Origin of the sequence: Pseudomonas sp. PAMC 26793 (assembly GCF_000313235.1) — a bacterium.
Taxonomy (GTDB): domain Bacteria; phylum Pseudomonadota; class Gammaproteobacteria; order Pseudomonadales; family Pseudomonadaceae; genus Aquipseudomonas; species Aquipseudomonas yamanorum.
This window is the reverse complement of sequence record NZ_AMXG01000038.1, coordinates 312326-333780: the sequence shown is the minus strand read 5'-3', so window position 1 is coordinate 333780 and position 21455 is coordinate 312326. Positions and strand designations below refer to the sequence as shown.

At 62.2% G+C, this 21455-nt stretch carries 23 protein-coding genes and 2 pseudogenes; 22 read left to right on the top strand and 3 right to left on the bottom strand.

Going from position 1 to position 21455, the window contains the following annotated elements; all coding sequences use genetic code 11:
• The first annotated feature begins 22 nt into the window (after positions 1-22).
• From selO to D109_RS0119020, 3 genes are all read left to right on the top strand, one after another.
• Entirely contained in the window at positions 23-1486 is a 1464-nt protein-coding gene (gene selO, locus D109_RS0119030) for a protein adenylyltransferase SelO (RefSeq protein ID WP_017478275.1), read from the top strand.
• Between the two features lie 132 nt (positions 1487-1618).
• On the top strand, positions 1619-1894 hold the full coding sequence (locus D109_RS0119025) for a hypothetical protein (RefSeq protein WP_017478274.1): 276 nt from the start codon (positions 1619-1621) through the stop codon (positions 1892-1894).
• A 32-nt stretch (positions 1895-1926) separates the two neighbouring features.
• Positions 1927-3078: an MFS transporter gene (locus D109_RS0119020; protein ID WP_017478273.1), complete on the top strand. Its 1152-nt coding sequence runs from the start codon at positions 1927-1929 to the stop codon at positions 3076-3078.
• A 28-nt stretch (positions 3079-3106) separates the two neighbouring features.
• On the opposite strand, the pseudogene D109_RS0119015 reads toward D109_RS0119020, so the two are convergent.
• Positions 3107-3325 (bottom strand): annotated as a pseudogene (locus D109_RS0119015) (hypothetical protein); the annotation flags it as partial.
• Between the two features lie 83 nt (positions 3326-3408).
• On the opposite strand from D109_RS0119015, the gene trxC reads away from it, so the two are divergent.
• Positions 3409-3843: a thioredoxin TrxC gene (gene trxC / locus D109_RS0119010; RefSeq protein WP_003209402.1), complete on the top strand. Its 435-nt coding sequence runs from the start codon at positions 3409-3411 to the stop codon at positions 3841-3843.
• Here the strand turns inward: trxC and D109_RS0119005 are convergent.
• Positions 3831-4079, bottom strand: a complete 249-nt coding sequence (locus D109_RS0119005) for a DUF6124 family protein (protein ID WP_017478271.1) — start codon at positions 4077-4079, stop codon at positions 3831-3833. The genes trxC and D109_RS0119005 overlap by 13 nt on opposite strands.
• A gap of 441 nt (positions 4080-4520) precedes the next feature.
• Complete coding sequence (locus D109_RS0119000) at positions 4521-5291, bottom strand: ParA family protein (protein WP_017478270.1); 771 nt, start codon at positions 5289-5291, stop codon at positions 4521-4523.
• 347 nt (positions 5292-5638) lie between these two features.
• Between D109_RS0119000 and D109_RS0118995 the strand changes: the two genes are divergently transcribed.
• The 18 genes and pseudogenes from D109_RS0118995 (at position 5639) to D109_RS0118910 (ending at position 21442) form a co-directional block, all read left to right on the top strand.
• Entirely contained in the window at positions 5639-6361 is a 723-nt protein-coding gene (locus D109_RS0118995) for a beta-ketoacyl synthase chain length factor (protein WP_017478269.1), read from the top strand.
• Positions 6337-7149: a 1-acyl-sn-glycerol-3-phosphate acyltransferase gene (locus tag D109_RS0118990; RefSeq protein WP_017478268.1), complete on the top strand. Its 813-nt coding sequence runs from the start codon at positions 6337-6339 to the stop codon at positions 7147-7149. Before D109_RS0118995 ends, D109_RS0118990 begins: the two co-directional genes overlap by 25 nt.
• Positions 7127-7396, top strand: a complete 270-nt coding sequence (locus D109_RS0118985) for a phosphopantetheine-binding protein (RefSeq protein ID WP_003209392.1) — start codon at positions 7127-7129, stop codon at positions 7394-7396. The genes D109_RS0118990 and D109_RS0118985 overlap by 23 nt, the downstream gene beginning before the upstream one ends.
• A gap of 9 nt (positions 7397-7405) precedes the next feature.
• The gene (locus tag D109_RS0118980; RefSeq protein ID WP_003209389.1) at positions 7406-7660 is read left to right on the top strand and encodes an acyl carrier protein; all 255 of its coding nucleotides are present in this window, start codon (positions 7406-7408) and stop codon (positions 7658-7660) included.
• On the top strand, positions 7657-8202 hold the full coding sequence (locus D109_RS0118975) for a membrane protein (RefSeq protein WP_017478267.1): 546 nt from the start codon (positions 7657-7659) through the stop codon (positions 8200-8202). Before D109_RS0118980 ends, D109_RS0118975 begins: the two co-directional genes overlap by 4 nt.
• The gene (locus tag D109_RS0118970; protein ID WP_017478266.1) at positions 8199-9869 is read left to right on the top strand and encodes an acyl-CoA synthetase family protein; all 1671 of its coding nucleotides are present in this window, start codon (positions 8199-8201) and stop codon (positions 9867-9869) included. Before D109_RS0118975 ends, D109_RS0118970 begins: the two co-directional genes overlap by 4 nt.
• Positions 9870-10036: 167 nt before the next feature.
• Positions 10037-10770 (top strand): annotated as a pseudogene (locus D109_RS01000000132015) (glycosyltransferase family 2 protein).
• Positions 10767-11702 carry a glycosyl transferase gene (locus D109_RS0118960; protein WP_017478263.1) on the top strand — a complete coding sequence of 312 codons (936 nt, stop codon included), beginning with the start codon at positions 10767-10769 and terminating at the stop codon, positions 11700-11702. The pseudogene D109_RS01000000132015 and the gene D109_RS0118960 overlap by 4 nt, the downstream one beginning before the upstream one ends.
• Positions 11686-13227 carry a histidine ammonia-lyase gene (gene hutH / locus D109_RS0118955; RefSeq protein WP_017478262.1) on the top strand — a complete coding sequence of 514 codons (1542 nt, stop codon included), beginning with the start codon at positions 11686-11688 and terminating at the stop codon, positions 13225-13227. The genes D109_RS0118960 and hutH overlap by 17 nt, the downstream gene beginning before the upstream one ends.
• Positions 13220-13645 carry a thioesterase family protein gene (locus D109_RS0118950; RefSeq protein WP_017478261.1) on the top strand — a complete coding sequence of 142 codons (426 nt, stop codon included), beginning with the start codon at positions 13220-13222 and terminating at the stop codon, positions 13643-13645. The genes hutH and D109_RS0118950 overlap by 8 nt, the downstream gene beginning before the upstream one ends.
• Positions 13642-14352 (top strand): outer membrane lipoprotein carrier protein LolA, encoded by a 711-nt coding sequence (locus D109_RS0118945; protein WP_050555077.1) that lies wholly within the window; start codon positions 13642-13644, stop codon positions 14350-14352. Before D109_RS0118950 ends, D109_RS0118945 begins: the two co-directional genes overlap by 4 nt.
• Positions 14342-16660 carry an MMPL family transporter gene (locus D109_RS0118940; RefSeq protein WP_017478259.1) on the top strand — a complete coding sequence of 773 codons (2319 nt, stop codon included), beginning with the start codon at positions 14342-14344 and terminating at the stop codon, positions 16658-16660. The genes D109_RS0118945 and D109_RS0118940 overlap by 11 nt, the downstream gene beginning before the upstream one ends.
• Positions 16657-17391 (top strand): class I SAM-dependent methyltransferase, encoded by a 735-nt coding sequence (locus D109_RS0118935; RefSeq protein WP_017478258.1) that lies wholly within the window; start codon positions 16657-16659, stop codon positions 17389-17391. Before D109_RS0118940 ends, D109_RS0118935 begins: the two co-directional genes overlap by 4 nt.
• A complete protein-coding gene (locus D109_RS0118930; protein ID WP_026078071.1) occupies positions 17388-17870 on the top strand; it encodes a hypothetical protein in 483 nt (160 codons plus the stop codon). Before D109_RS0118935 ends, D109_RS0118930 begins: the two co-directional genes overlap by 4 nt.
• Positions 17867-19033 (top strand): beta-ketoacyl-[acyl-carrier-protein] synthase family protein, encoded by a 1167-nt coding sequence (locus D109_RS0118925; RefSeq protein WP_017478256.1) that lies wholly within the window; start codon positions 17867-17869, stop codon positions 19031-19033. The genes D109_RS0118930 and D109_RS0118925 overlap by 4 nt, the downstream gene beginning before the upstream one ends.
• On the top strand, positions 19030-19491 hold the full coding sequence (locus D109_RS0118920; RefSeq protein WP_017478255.1) for a hotdog family protein: 462 nt from the start codon (positions 19030-19032) through the stop codon (positions 19489-19491). The genes D109_RS0118925 and D109_RS0118920 overlap by 4 nt, the downstream gene beginning before the upstream one ends.
• Complete coding sequence (gene fabG, locus D109_RS0118915) at positions 19488-20216, top strand: 3-oxoacyl-ACP reductase FabG (RefSeq protein WP_017478254.1); 729 nt, start codon at positions 19488-19490, stop codon at positions 20214-20216. Before D109_RS0118920 ends, fabG begins: the two co-directional genes overlap by 4 nt.
• Positions 20216-21442, top strand: a complete 1227-nt coding sequence (locus D109_RS0118910) for a beta-ketoacyl-ACP synthase (RefSeq protein WP_017478253.1) — start codon at positions 20216-20218, stop codon at positions 21440-21442. The genes fabG and D109_RS0118910 overlap by 1 nt, the downstream gene beginning before the upstream one ends.
• Positions 21443-21455 lie beyond the last annotated feature (13 nt).

Genomic DNA, 21455 nt, shown 5'->3' with positions numbered 1-21455 from the left:
ACATTCTGCTGGGAGATGGCCGTTGAAAGCCCTCGACGAACTGACCTTCGACAACCGTTTCGCCCGCCTGGGCGACGGCTTCTCAACCCATGTGCTGCCCGAACCCATCGACGAACCGCGTTTAGTGGTAGCGAGTGAAGCGGCCATGGCGCTGCTGGATCTCGACCCTGCCGTGGCCGAAACACCGGTATTTGCCGAGCTGTTCGGCGGGCACAAGCTGTGGGCCGAGGCCGAGCCGCGGGCGATGATCTATTCCGGGCATCAGTTTGGCTCGTACAACCCGCAGTTGGGTGACGGGCGCGGATTGCTGCTGGGCGAGGTTTACAACGAAGCGGGCGAGCATTGGGACCTTCACCTCAAGGGCGCCGGGCAAACCCCGTACTCGCGCATGGGCGATGGGCGCGCGGTGCTGCGGTCGTCGATCCGGGAGTTTCTGGCGTCGGAGGCGTTGCATGCGCTGGGCATTCCCAGCAGTCGTGCACTCTGTGTAATCGGCTCCACCACACCGGTATGGCGCGAGAAACAGGAACGCGCCGCCATGGTGCTGCGCCTGGCCCATAGCCATGTGCGCTTTGGGCATTTCGAATATTTCTACTACACCAAGAAGCCTGAATTGCAGAAGCAATTGGCGGAGCACGTGTTGTCCCTGCACTTCCCGGAATGCATGGAACAGCCGGAGCCGTATTTGGCGATGTTCCGTGAAATCGTCGAACGTAATGCGGAGCTGATCGCCAAGTGGCAAGCCTATGGGTTCTGCCACGGAGTGATGAACACCGACAACATGTCGATCCTCGGCATCACCTTCGACTTCGGGCCGTTTGCGTTCCTGGATGATTTTGACGCGCAGTTCATCTGCAACCACTCGGATCATGAAGGGCGTTATTCCTTCAGCAACCAGGTGCCGATCGGGCAGTGGAATTTGAGCGCGCTGGCCCAGGCGTTGACGCCGTTTATCAGTGTTGAAGCGTTGCGGGAAACGCTGGGGCTGTATCTGCCGTTGTTCCAGGCCCACTACCTGGACCTGATGCGCCGCCGACTGGGCCTCACCACCGCCGAAGATGACGACCAGAAGCTGGTGGAGCGCCTGCTGCAACTGATGCAGAACAGCGGCGTCGACTACACCCTGTTCTTCCGCCGGCTGGGGGATGAATCTGCGGCGCTGGCTGTGGCGCGGTTGCGCGACGACTTTGTCGACCTCAAGGGGTTTGATGAGTGGGCGGACCTGTACAAAGCCCGTGTGGAGCGCGACGCCAGCGGCACAGAAGAACAGCGACGTGAGCGGATGCATGGGGTGAATCCGCTTTATATCCTGCGCAACTATTTGGCGCAGAACGCCATCCAGGCGGCAGAGCTGGGGGATTACAGCGAAGTGCGCCGGCTGCATGAGGTACTGACCAAACCGTTTGAGGAACAGCCGGGGATGGAGCAATACGCCCAGCGGCCGCCGGATTGGGGGAAGCATATGGAGATTAGTTGTTCGTCGTAGGAGTTAAACCCGAGCGACATATAAAGAAATAAATACCGGACGCGCCTGACATCATTAAACATCTCTTCGGCCTAGGGTTGGCCTGTTGCAATCACGCAACAAACCTAAGCAGATATGAAATGGAGGTGCGTCATGGGCGTCGATGTTCCAAATCTGGAATCGGTGTGCGATCACGCTACACCCGAGAAATATTCCGCTGTCCGTCTACACATGGACTTGTCCGTCCCTCACCACGACCTTTCCCAGGTCAATGCCTGGCTGGAAAAGCGGGCATGGAAGCCACTTGAGCTGTTTTTGGTTGAGCGATATCCACAGCACAAAGAAGTAATAGCGCTGTGGCTCAAAGGGAGCCAAGCCAGGGCCGAGGCGAATGAGCCTGTCGCCACTCTGCGCGCAGTGAATACGTAAGCAGTGGTACAGAGGAGCGGGAGCATCAGGCCGTGACCCCTGGCCTTAGGGTCGTGGTGGCCAGGACGCTGGTCAGTTCGGTTGTTTTCGACGCTCTTGTTCCTCTTTCTCCGTTAATCGCTCAGGACTTGAGTGTTTCTCCGGCATTCTTTCAAGGCATGCTCGGCTTGTGCCTGATGGCTTTCGCATTCAGCCAGTTGTTTTCAACGCCGCTGGTCAACCGACTGGGAACGAGCGTCAGCCTGGCCAGTGCATCGGTGCTGATCGCGCTGCTATGTGTCGCAGTGGCGTTATCAACAAGCGCTCTCATGCTATCGATCATCTTTACTTTCATGTTCATCGCCAACGCGGTGGCAGCAACCTCTTCACGCCTTTGGCTACGTCAACGACTCGGGCAAACAACCTTCCAAAGCGCAACAGCTTATCTCTTGAGTGCGATTAGCGTCCTTACGGTACTAAGCCCGCCGACTCTGCTGGCGGCAGCCTCGTTTTGGGGGTGGAGATGGGTTTTTGGCGTACTCGGTTGCCTGCTTTTTATAATCGGCCTGGGACTTCTGGCCACTCATCACGGCAAGGCAACCGACCAAGGCCAACAGGCTGCAACTGAAACCCAATCTTTACTAGGGAACCACCCGAAATTCATCTGCGGTTTACTGCTTGCACTCCTGATACAGAGCGCCTTCACACAGTTGAACCTCAGCAAGGCGTTTGCTCTGCAGGGAGTTTTTCATCTATCACCACAAGCAACAGGCATGATCCTTTCAGGTTGGGCGGCACTGGTAGCGGCAGGTTTTTTCTTTTCAGGGAAAGCCGTCACACGATTCAGCGACGCCCAACGCCTAAATGCAGGATCCGCCTCTCAGTGCCTCGCCGCACTGTTGATGGTAGCGGCATGGCTACATGTCGATATCTACCTTTACCTGGCAGCTGCAGCAGCAACCAGTATTGCCTTCTGCATTTTGTTGCCCCTTGCGACCGGCTGGGCACTGGATATCGACGCGTCTCACCAAGCCAAAGCTTCTGCAGTTTTCGGATGCATCACTGTGGCCGGGGCAGGATTATTAACCTGGCTAGGGTCTCAATGGGATGCACCACTGCTTTTCACTCTGATGCTGGTGATTGGGGGTTGTGCTGTGGGCAACGTGTTTGCCTGCCAGCTGGCACGAAAGAAGATTGGGCACTGATGGCTTATGACTAACGCTATTAGCCATTTACAGGCATCGGACGATGCTCAAGATCATAACCTTCGATCCGATCACCGATGATGTCTAACATCCCAATCAGCGCGTGGCTTTCGTCCTCCCCAACCTCATCCAGCAACTCGTCGAGCGCCATAACCAAAATATCGTAATCCTTCTCGGTCTTGGGCTTACGCAAGAGAGCAGAAACAAAAGGCCAATGTTCGATAGCCTGCTTGACGATTTCGCTCATGTTGCCCTCTCTTCAGTTGTTCCTTGATAAACCAAGTCGTCGGCTCCAAATAGAACCCATTGGCCACTTTCACGGAGCCCAGCATGTCCGACTCTCTAGTAATTCCCTGCCCCCACTGCAACGGTCTTAACCGCATCCCCAACGAACGCCTGGGCGATGCGCCGAAGTGCGGGCGCTGCAAGCAGCCGGTGCTGCTGAGCAAACCCTTTGAGCTGAAACAGGGCGATTACGCCAGCCAGATCAAAGGTGATTTACCCCTGTTGGTGGATGTGTGGGCCGAATGGTGCGGGCCGTGCAAGTCGTTTGCGCCGGTGTTTGAGCAGGCCGCCGGGCAGTTGGCCGGGAAGTGCCGATTGGCCAAGCTCGATAGCGAGGCCAATCAGCAGCTATCCGCTCAGTTGGGGATTCGCTCGATTCCCAGCCTGATCCTGTTCAAGAATGGCCGGGAAGTGGCGCGTCAGAGCGGTGCGTTTCCGTTGCCGCAACTGATGAGCTGGCTGCGCAGTCAGGGCGTTTGAGGTAGCGGTACGCCCTGATCCATCACTTGCCCCATCAGCAGTACGCCCAATTCGCTGAGCTGATGAATGGCCAAGGCGACATCGCGCTGCTTGCCGGTAAGGTCGTCGGAAAGGTCGAGCAAGAGGGTGGTGACTGAGGAGAAGGTTTCGTAGGTGTTGAGGATAAGGGTTTCGGTGGCTTGGCCGGGGCTGACTGTAAAAAGGTAAGACGGGGGATTTGGAGTAGCTTTAAACATGGTCGACATTCCTGATTGGAGCCGCCATCTGATCGCTACTAAACGAATTAGGGTGGCAGCTGTACGCAGGTTAGTAGACCGGGAAATGTCGAAGCCGGCGCGCCCGAAGACGCCCTACGCACAGCTACCATCAAGCACAGACTCAACGCCTGAAAGATGAAGCTTATGCACTTAACGACAAACACTCGGGCTACTAAACCCGATCACTGAGAATTCAGCGACCGGGCAACCTTAGAGACGCCCATCCAGACGCACAAGCCGGCGGATTCTGGCGTAACTGTAGGCAACGACGCAAGACGACGATTTCCCTGTAGGAACAAAGACCAAATGTGGGAGCGGGCTTGCTCGCGAATGCGGTGGGTCAGTCAATAAAGATGTCGACTGATCCACCGCATTCGCGAGCAAGCCCGCTCCCACATGGGTGATGTGCTGCCTGCTAAATCACGCGTTTTCCAGCAAGTTATGCAACTCCACAAATTGCTGTGTCAGCTTGTGCCGTGGGTCCAGGTGGATCAGCGGCATGTTCGCCTGGTGCGATTCACGCATGCGCACCGAGCTGCCCAGGTACACCGGCAGCACCGGTAACCCCTCGGCAATTAATTCATCCAGCATCTGCTGCGGCAGGCTCGCCCGGGCCTGGAACTGGTTGACCACGATCCCTTCCACTTCCAGCCCTTCGTTGTGGTCTTCCTTCAATTCTTCAATCTCTGCCAATAAGCCATACAGCGCCTGGCGGGAGAAACTGTCGCAATCGAACGGAATCAATACGCGATCAGCGGCAATCAGCGCAGAAACGGCATAGAAGTTCAACGCCGGCGGGGTATCCAGGTAGATCCGGTCGTAGTCCTCACTCAATTCATCCAGCAGCTTTCGCAGCTTGTTGATCTTGTGCTTGGCTTCGAGTTTGGGCTGCAAGTCCGCCAGTTCCGCAGTAGCGGTGATGACGTGCAGGTTGTCGAACGGGGTTTCGTAGATATCCACCTGGTTTTTCTTCGAAAACGGCCCGGAAGACAGGGTTTGCTTGAAGAAGTCGGCGATTCCCATGGGGATATCGTCGCCGGTCAGCCCGGTGAGGTACTGGGTCGAGTTGGCCTGGGCATCGAGGTCCACCAACAAGGTTCGATAGCCTTCGCTGGCGCTGACCGCCGCCAGGTTGCAGGCAATGCTGGACTTGCCAACACCGCCTTTTTGGTTGAACACCACGCGCCGCATGGAAAAACCTCCGTGTATCAATGAATAACCGAGTGTAGAGGGCAAAAGCGCCGGTTAGCTACCTCGTTCGCTTCTGTACTACAGCATCAGAGGCTCTATCTCGCACAACAATTTCCCATCAACCGGACAAAGCAGGAAATACCTGACACCCGCTGCCCTACCCCCACGAAGGACAATCGGTAATTCTTTTCAACGATTTTGTAATCAGTCGTGAACAATTCTTTACCAAAGTTTGCTAGAACCCCGCAGCACCGGGATAATGCGCGCCATTCGGCGATTGCACCCTGTCCCGGTATTCGGGGCCAATGGCCGCACAAGGAAGCCCGCAGGGGCGGGATAACTTCTCAGTGATCAATTTCAACATCGCCCAATGGCGTGCCTGGGCTCCCGGGCTCGAAAGCGCGGACGACTGGCGTGCATGGTGCCAGCAGCCAACAGTGCTCGCCCGCAGCGATGCGGCTCCCGACGTATCGTTCCTGCCGGCCATGCAGCGCCGACGCCTGAGCCGCCTGGCGCGCATGGCCTTCAGCGTGGGCTGGCCCTTGGCCGAAGGCCTGCAACAACTCCCGCTGGTGTTTGTCTCCCGTCACGGCGAAACCCCGCGCACCCTCGATATTCTCAGCGACCTGGCCAACGACGAGCCCCTGTCGCCGACCCAGTTCAGCCTGTCGGTGCATAACGCGGTGATTGGCCTGTGGTCGATCCTGCGCAATGAAACCAGCGAAATGACCGCCCTCGCCGCTGCCGGCGACGGCCTGGAGCACGGCATGCTCGAAGCCGCGGCCCTGCTGAATGAAGGCGCACCGGCCGTGTTGCTGATCATTACCGAGGAACAGCCGCCAGAGACCTATGCGCGCTGGATCGACGACGTGCCCTTCCCCTACGCCCTCGGCCTGCTGCTGACACCGGGCGACGAGTGGCAGCTGGAACTGAATACGGCCGCTGTCCAACCCACCACCAAAGCCCAGTGGCCCCACGCCCTGAACCTGCTGCGCACCCTGCTGAACGAACAGGGCGCCTGCCAACATGCCTGGAAGAACCGAGTATGGAACTGGCAACGCAAGCCCTGACCGAAAAGCCTCGCAAGGCCTACTACTGGCGCCTGTTCGCCACTGCCACCGCCTTCGCCCTGTTTGGCCTGGGCGGCCTGTGCCTGCGCGTGCTGGTGTTCCCGCTGCTCAATTGCCTGCCGGGTGACGCCAAACAGCACCAACGGCGTGCCCGCCACACCATCAGCTGCCTGTTCTGGCTATTTATTCGCATGATGTATCGCCTGGGCATCCTGACCTACAGTGTCGAAGGCGCGGAAAAACTCGGCCGCCCGGGCCAAATGATCATCGCCAACCACCCGTCGCTGGTGGACGTGGTGTTCCTGATCGCCCAGATGCGCCAGACCAACTGCGTGGTCAAGCAGAGCCTGTGGCAGAACCCGTTCACCCGCGGGCCGGTGCGCGACGCCGGCTACATCAGCAACGATGGCAGCGCCGACATGCTCGACGCCGCCGCCGATGCCCTGCGGGACGGCCAGACCCTGATCATTTTCCCGGAAGGCACCCGCACCTCACCGGGCCAGGCACCGACCTTTCATCGCGGCGCCGCCGCCATTGCCCTGCGCGGTGCGAGCATCATTACGCCGGTGGTGATCAAGGTCAGCCCCACCACCCTGACCAAGGCCGAACCCTGGTATCGCATCCCGAATCGCCGCTTTCACTTCAGTTTGCGCGTGGGTGCCGATATAGAACCACAGGCGTTTGCCGCACAAGGGCCCGCGCCCCAGGCTTCACGCAAGCTCAACGATTACCTGCACCAGTATTTTATTAAGGAGCTCGCCGAAGATGAGCAACCCACACAGCCTTGAGCACGACATAAAAACGCTGATCATCGAGGCCCTGGGCCTGGAAGACATCAGCGAGAGCGACATCGGCAACGAGCAAACCCTGTTCGGCGAAGGCCTTGGCCTGGATTCAGTCGACGCCCTGGAATTGGGCCTGGCGATCCAGAAAAAGTACGGCATCAAGATCGATGCCGACGCCAAGGACACCCGTAATCACTTCACCAACGTGGCCAGCCTCGCGGCGTTCGTCACGGCCCGACAGGCAGCTTGAGACCGTACCATGCAAACTCGTGACGATATTTTCAACACCTTGCGCGACGCCTTGGTGGAACTGTTTGAACTGGAACCTGAACGCGTCACGCTCGACGCCAACCTGTACCAGGACCTGGAAATCGACAGCATTGATGCGGTGGACCTGATCGACCACATCAAGCGCCAGACCGGCAAGAAAATCGCTGCCGAAGAGTTCAAGGCCGTGCGCACCGTGAACGACGTGGTCGAGGCGGTCTACCGCCTGGTTCAACCGGCCGCATGAGCCGGCTGATCGGCCTTGGCCTGTTGCTGGCGGGGCTGCTGTACCCTTTTGCGGTGTATTACGGCACCGAGCATTTTGCCCCCTGGCAATTTGGCCTGCTGCTGGGCAGCCTGTGGCTGTTGCGCGCCCTGACCGGCGCCCGGCGCCCGGGCAGCCGCTGGATGGCGGCGGCGATCATCGTCTTTTGCCTGTTGCTCGCCTGGTTCGACAACCCGCAGATGCTGCGCTGGTACCCGAGCCTGGTCAGCGCGTTCATGCTGGCCCTGTTCGGCCTGAGCCTGAAATACGGGCCGCCGATGGTCGAGCGCCTGGCCCGCATGACCGAGCCGCAACTGCCCGAAAAAGCGATTGTGTACACGCGCCAGGTCACCGTGGTGTGGAGTGTGTTTTTTCTGTGTAACGGCCTGCTCGCCACCGCCCTCACCCTGTGGGCGCCGTTGAGCTGGTGGACGTTGTACAACGGCATGATCGCCTACGGGCTGATGGGGCTGTTGTTTGCCGTGGAATGGCTGGTACGACAAAGGGTTCGAGGCCGCGTATGAATTGGTTGAATCTTGAGCACTTGCTGCTTGAGCCTGTAGAGCAGCGTTGGGTCACCACCGAACCTGCCCTGGATCACCCACAGCTGTGGGAAAAGTCCCTGAGCCTGGCCGCCGGGTTGCAAGCCCGGGGGATCCAGCGCCTCGCGGTGCACCTTGAGGATGCCGGCGTGCTGGCGATCGCCCTGCTGGGTGCGTGGCGTGCAGGCGTCAACGTGTTGCTGCCCGCCGACCTGCAACCACAAACACGCCAACGCTGGGATGATGCCGTCGACGCCTGGCTGACCGAGGCTGGCGACCTGGACGCGCTGTATCAAGCGCCCTTAAGCGCCGCGGCCCTGGACCTGGACGCCAGCTGCCTGAGCCTGTGCACCTCCGGCTCCAGCGGCGAGCCCAAGCGCATCGACAAAACCCTGCGCCAGATGGCCAACGAGGTCCAGGCGCTGGAAACCCTGTGGGGCGCCGACCTGAGCGAGGCGAGCATCATCGGCAGCGTTGCCACCCAGCATATCTATGGCTTGCTGTTCCGGGTGCTGTGGCCGTTGTGTGCCGGGCGCACTTTTGTGCGCCAGCAGCTGGCATTCCCCGAAGACTTGCAGCGCGCCAGCCGTGAGCATGCGCAATTCGCCTGGGTCGCCAGCCCGGCGCTGCTCAAGCGCATGGGCGACAACCTCGACTGGCCAGCGCTCACGCCGGTCAAACGGGTGTTCTCCTCCGGCGGCGCCCTGCCCCTTGAAGCCGCCAGCAGCCTGCATCAGCGCCTGCAACAGTGGCCGACGGAAATCCTTGGCAGCTCGGAAACCGGTGGCATCGCCTGGCGCCAGGGCGAACAACCGTGGCAGCCGTTTGCCGACGTGCACCTGAGCCAGGACGCCGACGGAGCGCTGCGCATCGCCTCGCCGTACCTGCCCGTCGGCCATATCGAACAGACCGCCGACGCCGCCAACATCCACGCCGACGGCCGTTTCGAATTGCTGGGCCGGCTGGACCGCATCGTCAAACTGGAAGAAAAACGCATCTCCCTGCCGATGCTCGAACAAGCGCTGATGAACCATGCCTGGGTCGCCGAAACCCGCCTCGGCGTGGTGCAGGAAAACCGCGCTTCCCTCGGCGCCCTCGTGGTGCTCAGTGCTGAAGGTATGCACGCCCTGCGCAACCAGGGCCGGCGCACCGTCACCCAAACCCTGCGCCAGCACTTGAGCCAACACTGCGAAGCCCTGGCCCTGCCCCGCCGCTGGCGCCTGTTGCGCCAATTGCCGCTGAACACCCAAGGCAAGCTGCCCCAGGCCGACGTCGAAGCCCTGCTGCTGGCGCCGCGCCCGAAAGCCCCGGAAGTGCTGGAACAAGTCGAGACCAACGGTGAGTGGACCCTGCACCTGGCGATCCCGCCGGACCTCGCCTACTTCAGCGGCCACTTCCCGCAAACCCCGGTGCTGCCGGGCGTGGTGCAAGTGGATTGGGCCCTGAACCTGGGCCAGCAACTGCTCAACCTGCCGGGGCAGTTCGCCGGGATGGAAGTGCTGAAGTTCCAGCAACTGGTGCGCCCGGATGACCGGATCGAACTGCACCTGCGGTTCGACCAGGAGCGCGGCAAGCTGTACTTCGCCTACCGCAATGAGGCGGCAGCCTGCTCCAGTGGACGGATCGTGCTGGAGAAGATCAGTGATTAAGCTTTTGTGGCGAGGGAGCTTGCTCCCGCTGGAGTGCGCAGCACTCCCAACCCAGGCACTGTGGTTTATCAGGCAGGTCTCGCTCGCCTGTGTTGGGGCCGCTTCGCAGCCCAGCGGGAGCAAGCTCCCTCGCCACGAAAAGCGCTTCTGCCAACGGGGTGTGTGGTATGCATAACCCCTGCGCCCTGATCCCGGTCTACAACCACGAAGCCGCCGTGCCCGCCGTGGTCCGTACCGTGCTGGACAGCGGCTTGCCGTGCCTGCTGGTGGACGACGGCAGCAGCGCCGCCTGCGCCGCCGTGCTGGCGCAACTGGCAACCCTCGACAACGTATCCCTGCTGACCCTGCCCACCAACCAGGGCAAGGGCGCCGCGGTGATGGCCGGCTTTCGCGAAGCCGCGCGCCTGGGCTTCACCCATGCCCTGCAAGTGGACGCCGACGGCCAGCACGACCTGCGGGAAGTCGGCACCTTCCTCGACGCCTCCCGCGCCCACCCGAATGCGGTGATCTGCGGTTACCCGGAATACGACGACAGCGTGCCCAAGGGTCGCCTTTACGCGCGCTACCTGACCCACGTGTGGGTGTGATCAATACCTTGTCGCTGCAAATCCGTGACTCCATGTGCGGCTTTCGCGTGTACCCGCTGCCACCGACCCTGGCCTTGATGGACTCGGCCAACATCGGCAAACGCATGGATTTCGACTCGGACATTCTGGTGCGCCTGGCCTGGCGCAACCAGCCGATGCGCTGGCTGCCGACCAAGGTGCATTACCCCGCCGACGGCCTGTCGCACTTTCGCCTGTTCCACGACAACGCGCTGATTTCCTCGATGCACACCCGGCTGTTCTTCGGCATGTTGGTGCGCGCGCCGATGATCCTCTGGCGCCGGTGGCAGGCATGACCCAGGACACCAGGCACTGGGCCGACCGCGAAGAACGCGGCAGCTTCTGGCTGATGAAATTCACCGCCTTCGCCGCCAAGGTCCTCGGGCGCCGGCTGCTGAGCCCGCTGCTGTACGGCATCGTTTTCTACTTCTTTCTGTTCGGCCGCACGGCCCGCCAAAGCGCCTGGCAGTACCAGCAGCGCCTGGCCGACTGGAGCCAGCGCGACGACCTGCGCCCTACCCACCGAAGGGTCTTCGGCCAGTTCATGGCGTTCGCCGACGCCCTGCTGGACAAGCTCGACGTGTGGAACGGCAAGTTGCGCCTGGAGCAGATCGAAATCGTCGACTCGGCCCAACTGCGCGGCCAACTGCGCAGCGAGCGCGGGCAGATGCTGGTAGGTGCGCACCTGGGCAACCTTGAGGTGTGCCGCGCCCTCGCCGAGCTGGGCGAAAAGGTCACGATGAACGTGCTGGTGCACACCAAGCACGCCGAACGCTTCAACCGCATATTGGGCGAAGCCGGGGCCACCCATTTGCGCCTGATCCAGGTCAGCGAACTCGACCCGGCGGTGATGATGATGCTCAGCCAGCGCCTCGACGACGGCGAGTGGCTGGCGATTGCCGGCGACCGGGTGCCGCTGCATGGCGGGCGCACGGTACGCGTGGATTTTCTCGGCCATGACGCCGCCTTCCCCCAAGGCCCGTGGCTGCTGGCCGGCCTGCTGAAATGCCCGGTCAACCTGCTGATGTGCTTGAAGCATCAAGGCCGCTACCGCCTGATCATCGAGCCGTTCGCCCAGTTGATCGAATGGAAACGCAGCGATCGCCAGCAGGTGATCGCCCAGTGGACCGCCCGCTACGCCGAGCACCTGGGCCAGTTCTGCCTGGAAGCGCCCCAACAATGGTTCAACTTTTACCCTTTCTGGAAGACCGATGACGACGCATCTTGAGCCGGTAACCTTCGGCGAACTCCCCCTGCGCATCGAAGACGTGCTGGCCCTGGCCAACCGTCAGGCGCCGACTCAACTGCAAGCCGATGCCAAGTACCTCCAGCGTATCGCCAAGGGCGCGCAGTTCCTCGATTCGTTACTGGACAAGGAAGGCGTGATCTACGGCGTCACCACCGGCTATGGCGACTCGTGCGTGGTGGCGGTGCCGCTGGAACACGTCGAAGCGCTGCCTCGCCACCTCTACACCTTCCACGGCTGCGGCCTGGGCAAGTTGCTGGATGCGCAAGCCACCCGCGCGGTGCTGGCGGCGCGGTTGCAGTCGCTGTGCCACGGCGTTTCTGGCGTGCGCGTGGAGTTGCTGGAACGCCTGCATGCGTTCCTGGAATTCGACGTGCTGCCGCTGATTCCGGAAGAAGGCTCGGTGGGCGCCAGCGGTGATTTGACGCCGCTGTCCTACGTGGCCGCGACCTTGTCCGGCGAGCGCGAAGTGATGTTCCGTGGCGAACGTCGCCAGGCCGCCGACGTGCACCGCGAGCTGGGCTGGGACCCGCTGGTACTGCGCCCGAAAGAAGCCCTGGCCCTGATGAACGGCACCGCCGTGATGACCGGCCTCGCCTGCTTGGCCTTCGCCCGTGCCGACTACCTGCTGCAACTGGCCACGCGCATCACCGCGCTGAACGTGGTGGCGCTGCAAGGCAACCCGGAGCATTTTGACGAGCGCCTGTTCGCTGCCAAGCCACACCCGGGTCAGATGCAAGTTGCCGCCTGGCTGCGCAAGGATCTGGCCATCGACGCACCGACCGCACCGCTGCATCGCCTGCAAGACCGTTACTCGCTGCGCTGCGCGCCCCACGTCTTGGGCGTGTTGGCCGACAGCCTGAACTGGCTGCGTTCGTTCATCGAGATCGAACTCAACAGCGCCAACGACAACCCGATCATCGACGCTGAAGAGGAGCGCGTGCTGCACGGCGGCCACTTCTACGGCGGCCACATCGCGTTCGCCATGGACAGCCTCAAGACCCTGGTGGCCAACGTCGCCGACCTGCTGGACCGCCAACTCGCCCTCCTGGTGGACGTGCGTTACAACCACGGGCTGCCGAGCAATTTGTCGGGCGCGTCAACCGAGCGGACGATGATCAACCACGGCTTCAAGGCCGTGCAGATCGGCACCAGCGCCTGGACCGCCGAAGCCCTGAAAAACACCATGCCGGCCAGCGTGTTCTCGCGCTCCACCGAGTGCCACAACCAGGACAAGGTGAGCATGGGCACCATCGCTGCCCGCGATGCGATTCGCGTGCTGGAACTGACCGAACAAGTCGCCGCCGCCACCTTGCTCGCCGCCAACCAGGGCGTTTGGCTGCGGGCCCAGGCTGAAGACGCGCGCCCGCTGCCCCCAGCGCTGGCCGCCATGCACATCGAGCTGGCCAAAGACTTCCCGCCGGTCATCGAAGACCGCGCCCTGGAAGGCGAACTGCGCCTGTGCCTCAAGCGTATTGCCGAGCAACACTGGAGGCTGCATGCGTAGCCCCGGCGTGTTGCACTGCGACACTGAAATCCTCGTGCCGTTTTTCGACATCGACACCATGAACGTGGTGTGGCACGGGCACTACGTGAAGTACCTGGAAGTCGCCCGCTGCGCCTTGCTGGACAAGCTCGGCCACAACTACACAGCAATGCTGGAAGCGGGCTACGCCTGGCCGGTGATCGACATGCAGCTGCGCTATGTGCGCGGCGCAACCTTCGGCCAGACCCTCAACGTGCGCGCCAGCCTGGTGGAGTGGGAGAACCGTTTGAAGGTCAATTACCTGATCAGCGACAAGGCCACGGGCGAGCGTCTGACCCGCGCCAGCACCGTGCAAGTGGCGGTGGAAATTGCCAGCCGCGAGATGCAGTTGGCCTCGCCAAAAATATTCACTGACGCCATAGAGAGAGCCTTGAAATGAGATTCCCTGTGGGAGCGGCGGTGCGACGATTCGACTTGCTCGCGAAAAACGTCAACGATATCGCAGGCCGCCTGACACCCCGCGGCGCCCTCTGGTTCTTCGCGAGCAAGCTCGCTCCTACAACGGTCGCGTTGATGCTGATTTTAGGCATTCCAGGCCTGGCCCATGCTTTCGACCTGCAACAACTCAGCGATCAGCTTGCAAAGCCAACGGTGATCCACGGCAACTTCATCCAGGAAAAACACCTGCGCGCCCTGCCGCAGCCGCTGACCAGCAAGGGCACCTTCGTCCTGGCCAAGGACCACGGCTTGCTCTGGCGGCTGAAAACCCCGCTGCAACAGGACTACCGCATCAGCGCCACCGGCATCGCCCGGCGTGACGCCAACGGCTGGCAATTGCTGCCGAACAAGAGCGCCGGCGCCGAGCAGAACCGGTTGTTCCTCGCCGTGTTGCAGGGCGACAGCAGCGGCTTGCAGCGTGACTTCGAGTTGCAACTGCAAGGCGAAGCCCAGCAGTGGAAACTCACGTTGATCCCGCGCTCGCTGCTGCTCAAGCAGGTGTTCACCCAAATCAATATCGACGGCGGCGAGCTGGTGCAAAAAATCGAGCTGCTGGAAACCCAGGGCGACAGCACCGTGCTGCGCATGCAGGACAGCACCAGCAGCCAACCCTTGAGCGACGCGGAGCAACACGACTTTGCCGAGTGAACGCTGGTTGCCGCGCCTGTTCCTGATCCTGCTGGTGGCCGTGTTGGCCCTGGCGGGTTGGCAATGGCGCCACGGCGCGCCGCTGTCGGCGAACCTGATGGAACTGGTGCCCGGTACCGCGCCGGATGCGCTGGAGCTGCGCGCCGAACAACGCATGCAGGAACCTCTGAACCGCGAAATACTGGTGCTGGTGGGGCATGCCGATCGGCAAAAAGCCGTGGCCATGGCGACGCAATTGGGCGAACGCTGGCAAGCCAGCGGCCTGTTTGAAAGGGTCCAGTGGAACCTGCAAGCCGACCTGCCGGCCCTGCGTCAGCAGTTGCTGCAAGGCCGCCTCGCGATGCTCTCGGCCAAAGACCGCGAGCAGTTGATCGACGAGCCCCAGGCGTTTATTCAGCAGCGGGTTCAGGCGCTGTTCGATCCGTTCACCGGCTTCAGCCTGGTGCCGAGCCAGGACGATTGGCTGGGCCTCACCGGGCGCATCCAGAACAGCCAGCCGCAGCACGGTTCGGTGCAGCTGGATATCGGCAGCGGCGCGTTGATCGCCGACGCCGACGGCAAAAGCTGGGTGCTACTGCGGGCGCGCACCACCGGCAATGCCTTCGACATGAAACTGCCGCTGCAAGTGGCTGAGCTACTCAAGGCCAGCCGCGAGCAGGCCGACCAGCAAGGCGCGCAATTGCTCGCCGCCAGCGGCCTGTTGTACGCGGCCAACGGCCAGCAGCAGGCGACGCGGGAAATCACCTGGGTCGGCGGCGGCGCGACCGTCGGCATCTTGCTATTGCTGCTGTTGGCGTTCCGCCGCTGGCGTGTGCTGCTGGCGTTTGTGCCGGTGCTGGTGGGCATGTTGTTTGGTGCGGTGGCCTGTGTGGCGCTGTTCGGGCATATGCATGTGATCACGCTGGTATTGGGTTCGAGCCTGATCGGCGTGGCGGTGGATTACCCGCTGCATTACCTGTCCAAGAGCTGGAGCATGCGCCCTTGGCGCAGCTGGCCGGCCTTGCGCCTGACCTTGCCGGGCTTGAGCCTGAGCCTGGCCACCAGTTGCATCGGTTACCTGGCCCTGGCGTGGACGCCGTTCCCGGCGCTGACGCAAATCGCGGTGTTCTCGGCGGCGGGCCTGGTGGGTGCTTACCTGTCCGCCGTATGCCTGCTGCCGGCCTTGCTCAAGGGCGTAGAACTGCGTCCGGCCCAATGGCCGCTGCGCATTGCCGAGTTTCTGCTGAGCGTGCGCGAGTCGCTGCTCAAGCGCCTGCCCAGTCCGGTGTTATTGGTACTGGTGTTGGTGTTTTGCGCAGGCGGCCTATGGCACCTGAACAGCAAAAACGATATCCGCCAGTGGATCGGTGCGCCGCCGCAGTTGCTGCAGGAAGCCCAGGCCGTTGCGCGGATTACCGGGTTCCAGCCCACCAGCCAGTTCTTTCTGGTACGGGCGGACAATCAACCGCAATTGCTGGAGCGCCAGGCCGCGCTGAGTCAGCGTCTGGATCAGTTAGTGAACATGGACAAGCTCCAGGGTTACCTGGCACTCAACCAGTTGGTCAGCGCGCCGGCCGAGCAACAGCAACTGCGTGAAGCCCTGAACCAACTGCCGCAGTACTGGCAGCCATTGCTGGACCTCGGCGTACCGGCCGCCGCGCTGCAAGCCGAGTTGGCCCAGTTGCAGTCACTGCCCACCGAAGACATCGACGCGGCACTGGCCGGCCCACTGGCGGAGCCGTGGCGCACGCTGTGGCTGGGGAATGTCGACGGTGGCGTGGCAGCGATGGTGAGCCTGCAAGGGTTGAACAATCCGGCCTTGCTGCGGGTACAGGCCCTGGATCTGCCCGGCGTGCAGTTGGTGGACCGCCTGGGCGACTTGAACCAGGTATTTGCCGCGACGCAAATCAGCGCCGCCGAATTGAAGTTGATGTCGTGCGTGTTGATCGTACTGTTGCTGATCCTGCCGTTTGGCTTCGGCGGCGCCTTGCGCATTGTTGCCCTGCCGTTGCTGGCCGCGTTGTGCAGCCTGGCCAGCCTGGGTTGGCTGGGGCAGCCGCTGACGTTGTTCAGCCTGTTCGGCCTGCTGTTGGTAACCGCCATCAGCGTCGACTACGCGATCCTGATGCGTGAACAAATTGGCGGCACCGCCGTGAGCCTGTTGGGCACACTGTTGGCCGCCGTGACTACTTGGCTATCGTTCGGCCTGCTGGCCATTTCCAGCACGCCGGCGGTGAGTAATTTTGGGCTATCGGTGAGCCTGGGGCTGGCATTCAGCTTCATGCTGGCACCGTGGGCCGCCCCGTCCGGGACAAGGAAGAAACGATGAGCAGCCAATACCTCAGCAAGAACTACGTCGAAGAAACCAAATTCGGCTTCTGGTTCCTGCGCAGCCACACCTGGCAGCACCATGTGCTGCGCGTGGCAATCAACGACCTGCGCAGCCTGTTCAGCGACCCGCTGCCGGTAGCCCCGGTGCTGCTGGACGCCGGCTGCGGCCAGGGCAAGTCGTTCCAGTACTTGCAGCAGGTGTTCGCCCCCGAGCGCCTGATCGGCCTCGACGCCGACCCACACAGCCTCGACCTGAGCCGCGCCGAGGCCGCGCGCCAAGGCATCACCATCGAGTTGATCGGCAGCGACTGCGCGACCCTCGACGTAGCCGACGCCAGTGTCGACGTGCTGTTCTGTCACCAGACTTTCCATCACTTGGTCGAACAACATCGCGCCCTGAAAGAGTTCTATCGCGTACTCAAGCCGGGCGGCTATCTGCTGTTTGCCGAATCCACCGAAGCCTATATCGACACCTGGGTAATCCGCTGGCTGTTTCGTCACCCGATGCATGTGCAGAAAAGCGCCGAGGAGTACCTTGAGATGATTCGCGAGCAGGGCTTTGAGTTCGGCCCGCAGAACGTCTCGTACCCGTACCTGTGGTGGAGCCGCGCCACCGATTTCGGCCTGCTTGAGCGCTGGGGCCTGCGCCAGCCAAAACCGGCCGGCCAGCGCGAAGAAACCTTGGTCAACGTGGTTGCCCGCAAACCTCTGGCGAGCGCTGAAACATGATCCGAATGCTGTTGATCGGCTGCCTGTTACTGCTGAGCGCTTGCGCCAGCCAGCCGCCGTTGCCGTCGAAAACCCCGGTGCTGAGCCTGCCGTTGCAACTGCATGTGCAGCGCGAACAGGATGGCCAACGCCAGGACTGGCTGCTGGTGATGCAACGCGAAGCCGGCGGGATTCGCTGGTCGATGATGGACCCGCTGGGCATTCCCCAGGCGCGGCAGAAGTTGATCAACGGCGCCTGGCAGGCCGACGGTCTGCTGCCACCCAATCCCCAGGCGCGTGAATTGTTTGCCGCGCTGTTGTTCGCCCTCACCTCGGCGGATGAGGTCTCCAAGCTGTACCCCGGCACCCAGGAAATGGACTTGATCCGCACCCTGCCGTCCCGCTGGAAGATCACCTATCACTCCTCCCTGGTGTTTCGCGTGGACGTGCTTGGGCAACACCTGACCTACCGCATCTCGCCGCTTGAGGCTGCCCGATGACCGCCTACCTCAACGCCCTCGGCGTGATCTGCGCCCTGGGCCGGGACAAGCGCGAAGTCAGCCGCAACCTGTTCGCCGGCGACTGCTCCGGCATGCGCGCGGAAAGCGGCTGGGTTGCGCAACGTGTAGTGCCGGTGGCTGGCGTACACGGTGAACTCGCGGCGATCCCGCCCGGGCTGGAATCCCATCACAGCCGTAATAATCAGCTGCTGCTGGAAGCGGCGTTGCAGATTGACGACGAGATCCGGCAAGCGATCCAGACATTCGGCGCGAACCGTATCGGCATCGTGCTCGGCACCAGCACCTCGGGCATTGATGAAGCCAGTCGTGGCATCGCCCACTACCTGAGGGAAAACCAGTTCCCCGGCGACTATGACTACCAGCAGCAGGAGCTGGGCGCCCCGGCCAATTTCCTCGCCGACTGGCTGCAACTGAGCGGCCCGGCCTATGTGATTTCCACCGCCTGCACCTCCAGCGCACGGGCGCTGATGAGTTCCCAGCGCCTGTTGGACCTGGGCGTGTGCGATGCGGTGATTTGCGGTGGCGTCGACACGTTGTGCAAGCTGACCCTCAATGGCTTTTCGTCCCTGGAAGCGGTGTCGGCACAGCGCTGCAATCCGTTTTCAGTTAACCGCAACGGCATCAATATTGGCGAAGCCGCCGTGCTGTTCCTGATGAGCAAAACCCCGGCGCCGGTCGCACTGCTGGGCAGCGGTGCCAGTTGCGACGCCCACCACATCTCCGCCCCCGAGCCCACCGGCAAGGGTGCGTTGCAGGCGATGCGCAAAGCCCTGACCAGCGCAAAACTGACACCCGGGCAGATCGGTTACCTGAACCTGCATGGCACCGCCACGCAGCACAATGACGCCATGGAAAGCCTGGCGGTCGCGGCCCTGTTCCCGGACGGCGTAACCTGCTCGTCGACCAAACCCATGACCGGCCACACCCTGGGCGCTGCCGGCGCGCTGGAAGCGGCGTTCTGCTGGCTGAGCCTGGCGGAAGGCGTAGTGCCGCCCCATGTCTGGGATGGCCAGGCCGACCCCGACCTGCCCGTATTGAAGTGGGCGTTGCCCGGCGACACCCTGGAAAAACGCTGCCTGATGAGCAACTCGTTTGCCTTCGGCGGCAACAACGTCAGCCTGATTATCGGAGACGCCCCATGACCCATTGGCCGCTCGCCGAACTGCTGCCCCACGCCGGTGACATGATCCTGATCGATCAGGTCCTGAGCTTTGATGAAGAACAGATTCAGACTCGCCTGACGGTCAAGCCCGGCGGTCTTTTCAACCGCGCCGACGGCAGCCTGCCCGCGTGGGTCGGCATTGAGTTGATGGCGCAAAGCGTCGCGGCCTACGCCGGTTGCCGCGCGCGCCAGAAAGGTGAAGCCGTGGAGTTGGGCTTCCTGCTGGGCACGCGCAAGTTCGAGTGCAACGTCGAGCACTTTCCCGCCGGCACCGAGCTGACCATCCACGGCCTGCGCTCCCTGGAAGACGACAACGGCATGGGTGTGTTCGAATGCCACCTCACCGGCGACGGTATCCAGGCCAGCGCGCGCTTGAACGTATTTCGACCGCCCCAGGCGGCCAACTATTTAGATGAATCGAAGGACACCACGCCATGACTGAATCCGTACTGGTGACCGGCTCCAGCCGTGGCATCGGCCGCGCTATTGCGTTGCGCCTGGCCCAGGCCGGGCACGACATCGTGCTGCATTGCCGCAGCGGGCGTGCCGAGGCGGAGGCGGTGCAGGTCGAAGTCGAAGCCCTGGGGCGCAAGGCCCGGGTGTTGCAATTCGATGTAGCGGATCGCGCCCGTTGCAAAGAGATCCTTGAAGCCGACGTGGAGGCACATGGCGCGTATTACGGCGTGGTGCTCAATGCCGGGCTGACTCGCGACGGTGCGTTCCCGGCGCTCTCGGAAGACGATTGGGACGTGGTGATGCGTACCAACCTCGACGGGTTCTACAACGTATTGCACCCGGTGATGATGCCGATGATTCGTCGTCGCGCCGCCGGGCGGATCGTGTGCATTACCTCGGTATCCGGGCTGATCGGCAACCGTGGCCAGGTCAACTACAGCGCGTCCAAAGCCGGTTTGATCGGCGCCGCCAAGGCCCTGGCCATCGAGCTGGGCAAGCGCAAGATCACCGTCAACTGCGTGGCCCCCGGGCTGATCGACACCGCGATGCTGGATGAAAACGTACCGGTGGAAGAATTGATGAAAATGATCCCGGCGCAACGCATGGGCACCCCGGAAGAAGTCGCCGGGGCGGTGAATTTCCTGATGTCGGCAGAAGCCGGCTACATCACCCGCCAGGTACTGGCCGTGAATGGAGGCCTGTGCTGATGAAACGCGTGGTGGTCACCGGCATGGCCGGCGTTACGTCCCTGGGCAGCGATTGGGCAACCATCGCCGCCAACTTCCGCGCCAACCGCAGCGGCATTCGGCGCATGGACGAGTGGGAGCGCTTCACCGAGCTGAACACGCGGCTGGCCGGGCCGATCGATGATTTCGTGGTGCCCGCCCACTGGACCCGCAAGCAATTGCGCAGCATGGGCCGGGTGTCCCGGCTGGCGGTATGGGCGGCGGAACAGGCGCTGAAAGATGCCGGCCTGCTGGGCGACGAGTCGATCAAGGACGGGCGCATGGGCGTGGCCTGTGGCTCGTCCACCGGCAGCACCGACGAGATCAAGGCCTTTGGCAACATGCTGCTGAACTCCGTGGCCGAGGGGCTGAACGCCAACTCCTACGTGCGGATGATGCCCCACACCACGGCAGCGAACATCAGCATCTTCTTTGGCCTCACTGGCCGGCTGATCCCCACGTCCAGCGCCTGCACCAGCGGCAGCCAGGGCATCGGCTACGCCTATGAGGCCATCAAGTTCGGCCGCCTGCCGCTGATGTTGGCGGGTGGCGCGGAAGAGCTGTGCCCCACTGAAGCGATGGTCTTCGATGCCTTGTACGCCACCAGCCTGAAAAACGATGCACCGCAAACCAGCCCGCGCCCCTATGACAGTGGCCGCGATGGCTTGGTGATCGGTGAAGGCGGTGGCATGCTGGTGCTCGAAGAGCTGGAACATGCACTGGCCCGCGGCGCACACATCCACGCGGAGATCGTCGGTTTCGGCAGCAACGCCGACGGCCAGCACACCACTCGCCCGGAACAGGCCACCATGCGCCGCGCCATGGAGTTGGCCCTGGGAGATGCGGGGCTTGCGCCCGACGCCATCGGCTATGTGAACGGCCACGGCACCGCCACCGACCAGGGCGACATCGCCGAAACCCTGGCCACCAGCAGCCTGTTCGGCAGCCGCATGCCCATCAGTTCGCAGAAGAGTTTCCTCGGGCATACCCTGGGCGCATGCGGCGCGTTGGAGTCGTGGTTCAGCATCGAGATGATGAACAGCGACCAATACGTGCACACCTTCAACCTCGACGCGGTCGACCCGCGCTGCGGTGAGCTGGACTACCTGCAAGGTGGGTTCCGCGAGCTGCACAACGACTACGTGATGAACAACAATTTTGCCTTTGGCGGCGTCAACACTTCGCTGATTTTCCGCCGCTGGGTGTAAGTTTTTTTACTGA

What these genes read in the sequence shown, in the direction of transcription:
- D109_RS0119025 (WP_017478274.1), top strand. Translation starts at nt 1,619, where the DNA reads ATGGGCGTCGATGTTCCAAATCTGGAATCGGTGTGCGATCACGCTACA.
- trxC (WP_003209402.1), top strand. Translation starts at nt 3,409, where the DNA reads ATGTCCGACTCTCTAGTAATTCCCTGCCCCCACTGCAACGGTCTTAAC.
- D109_RS0119005 (WP_017478271.1), bottom strand. Translation starts at nt 4,079, where the DNA reads ATGTTTAAAGCTACTCCAAATCCCCCGTCTTACCTTTTTACAGTCAGC.
- D109_RS0119000 (WP_017478270.1), bottom strand. Translation starts at nt 5,291, where the DNA reads ATGCGGCGCGTGGTGTTCAACCAAAAAGGCGGTGTTGGCAAGTCCAGC.
- D109_RS0118990 (WP_017478268.1), top strand. Translation starts at nt 6,337, where the DNA reads ATGGAACTGGCAACGCAAGCCCTGACCGAAAAGCCTCGCAAGGCCTAC.
- D109_RS0118985 (WP_003209392.1), top strand. Translation starts at nt 7,127, where the DNA reads ATGAGCAACCCACACAGCCTTGAGCACGACATAAAAACGCTGATCATC.
- D109_RS0118980 (WP_003209389.1), top strand. Translation starts at nt 7,406, where the DNA reads ATGCAAACTCGTGACGATATTTTCAACACCTTGCGCGACGCCTTGGTG.
- D109_RS0118975 (WP_017478267.1), top strand. Translation starts at nt 7,657, where the DNA reads ATGAGCCGGCTGATCGGCCTTGGCCTGTTGCTGGCGGGGCTGCTGTAC.
- D109_RS0118970 (WP_017478266.1), top strand. Translation starts at nt 8,199, where the DNA reads ATGAATTGGTTGAATCTTGAGCACTTGCTGCTTGAGCCTGTAGAGCAG.
- D109_RS0118960 (WP_017478263.1), top strand. Translation starts at nt 10,767, where the DNA reads ATGACCCAGGACACCAGGCACTGGGCCGACCGCGAAGAACGCGGCAGC.
- hutH (WP_017478262.1), top strand. Translation starts at nt 11,686, where the DNA reads ATGACGACGCATCTTGAGCCGGTAACCTTCGGCGAACTCCCCCTGCGC.
- D109_RS0118950 (WP_017478261.1), top strand. Translation starts at nt 13,220, where the DNA reads ATGCGTAGCCCCGGCGTGTTGCACTGCGACACTGAAATCCTCGTGCCG.
- D109_RS0118945 (WP_050555077.1), top strand. Translation starts at nt 13,642, where the DNA reads ATGAGATTCCCTGTGGGAGCGGCGGTGCGACGATTCGACTTGCTCGCG.
- D109_RS0118935 (WP_017478258.1), top strand. Translation starts at nt 16,657, where the DNA reads ATGAGCAGCCAATACCTCAGCAAGAACTACGTCGAAGAAACCAAATTC.
- D109_RS0118930 (WP_026078071.1), top strand. Translation starts at nt 17,388, where the DNA reads ATGATCCGAATGCTGTTGATCGGCTGCCTGTTACTGCTGAGCGCTTGC.
- D109_RS0118925 (WP_017478256.1), top strand. Translation starts at nt 17,867, where the DNA reads ATGACCGCCTACCTCAACGCCCTCGGCGTGATCTGCGCCCTGGGCCGG.
- D109_RS0118920 (WP_017478255.1), top strand. Translation starts at nt 19,030, where the DNA reads ATGACCCATTGGCCGCTCGCCGAACTGCTGCCCCACGCCGGTGACATG.
- fabG (WP_017478254.1), top strand. Translation starts at nt 19,488, where the DNA reads ATGACTGAATCCGTACTGGTGACCGGCTCCAGCCGTGGCATCGGCCGC.
- D109_RS0118910 (WP_017478253.1), top strand. Translation starts at nt 20,216, where the DNA reads ATGAAACGCGTGGTGGTCACCGGCATGGCCGGCGTTACGTCCCTGGGC.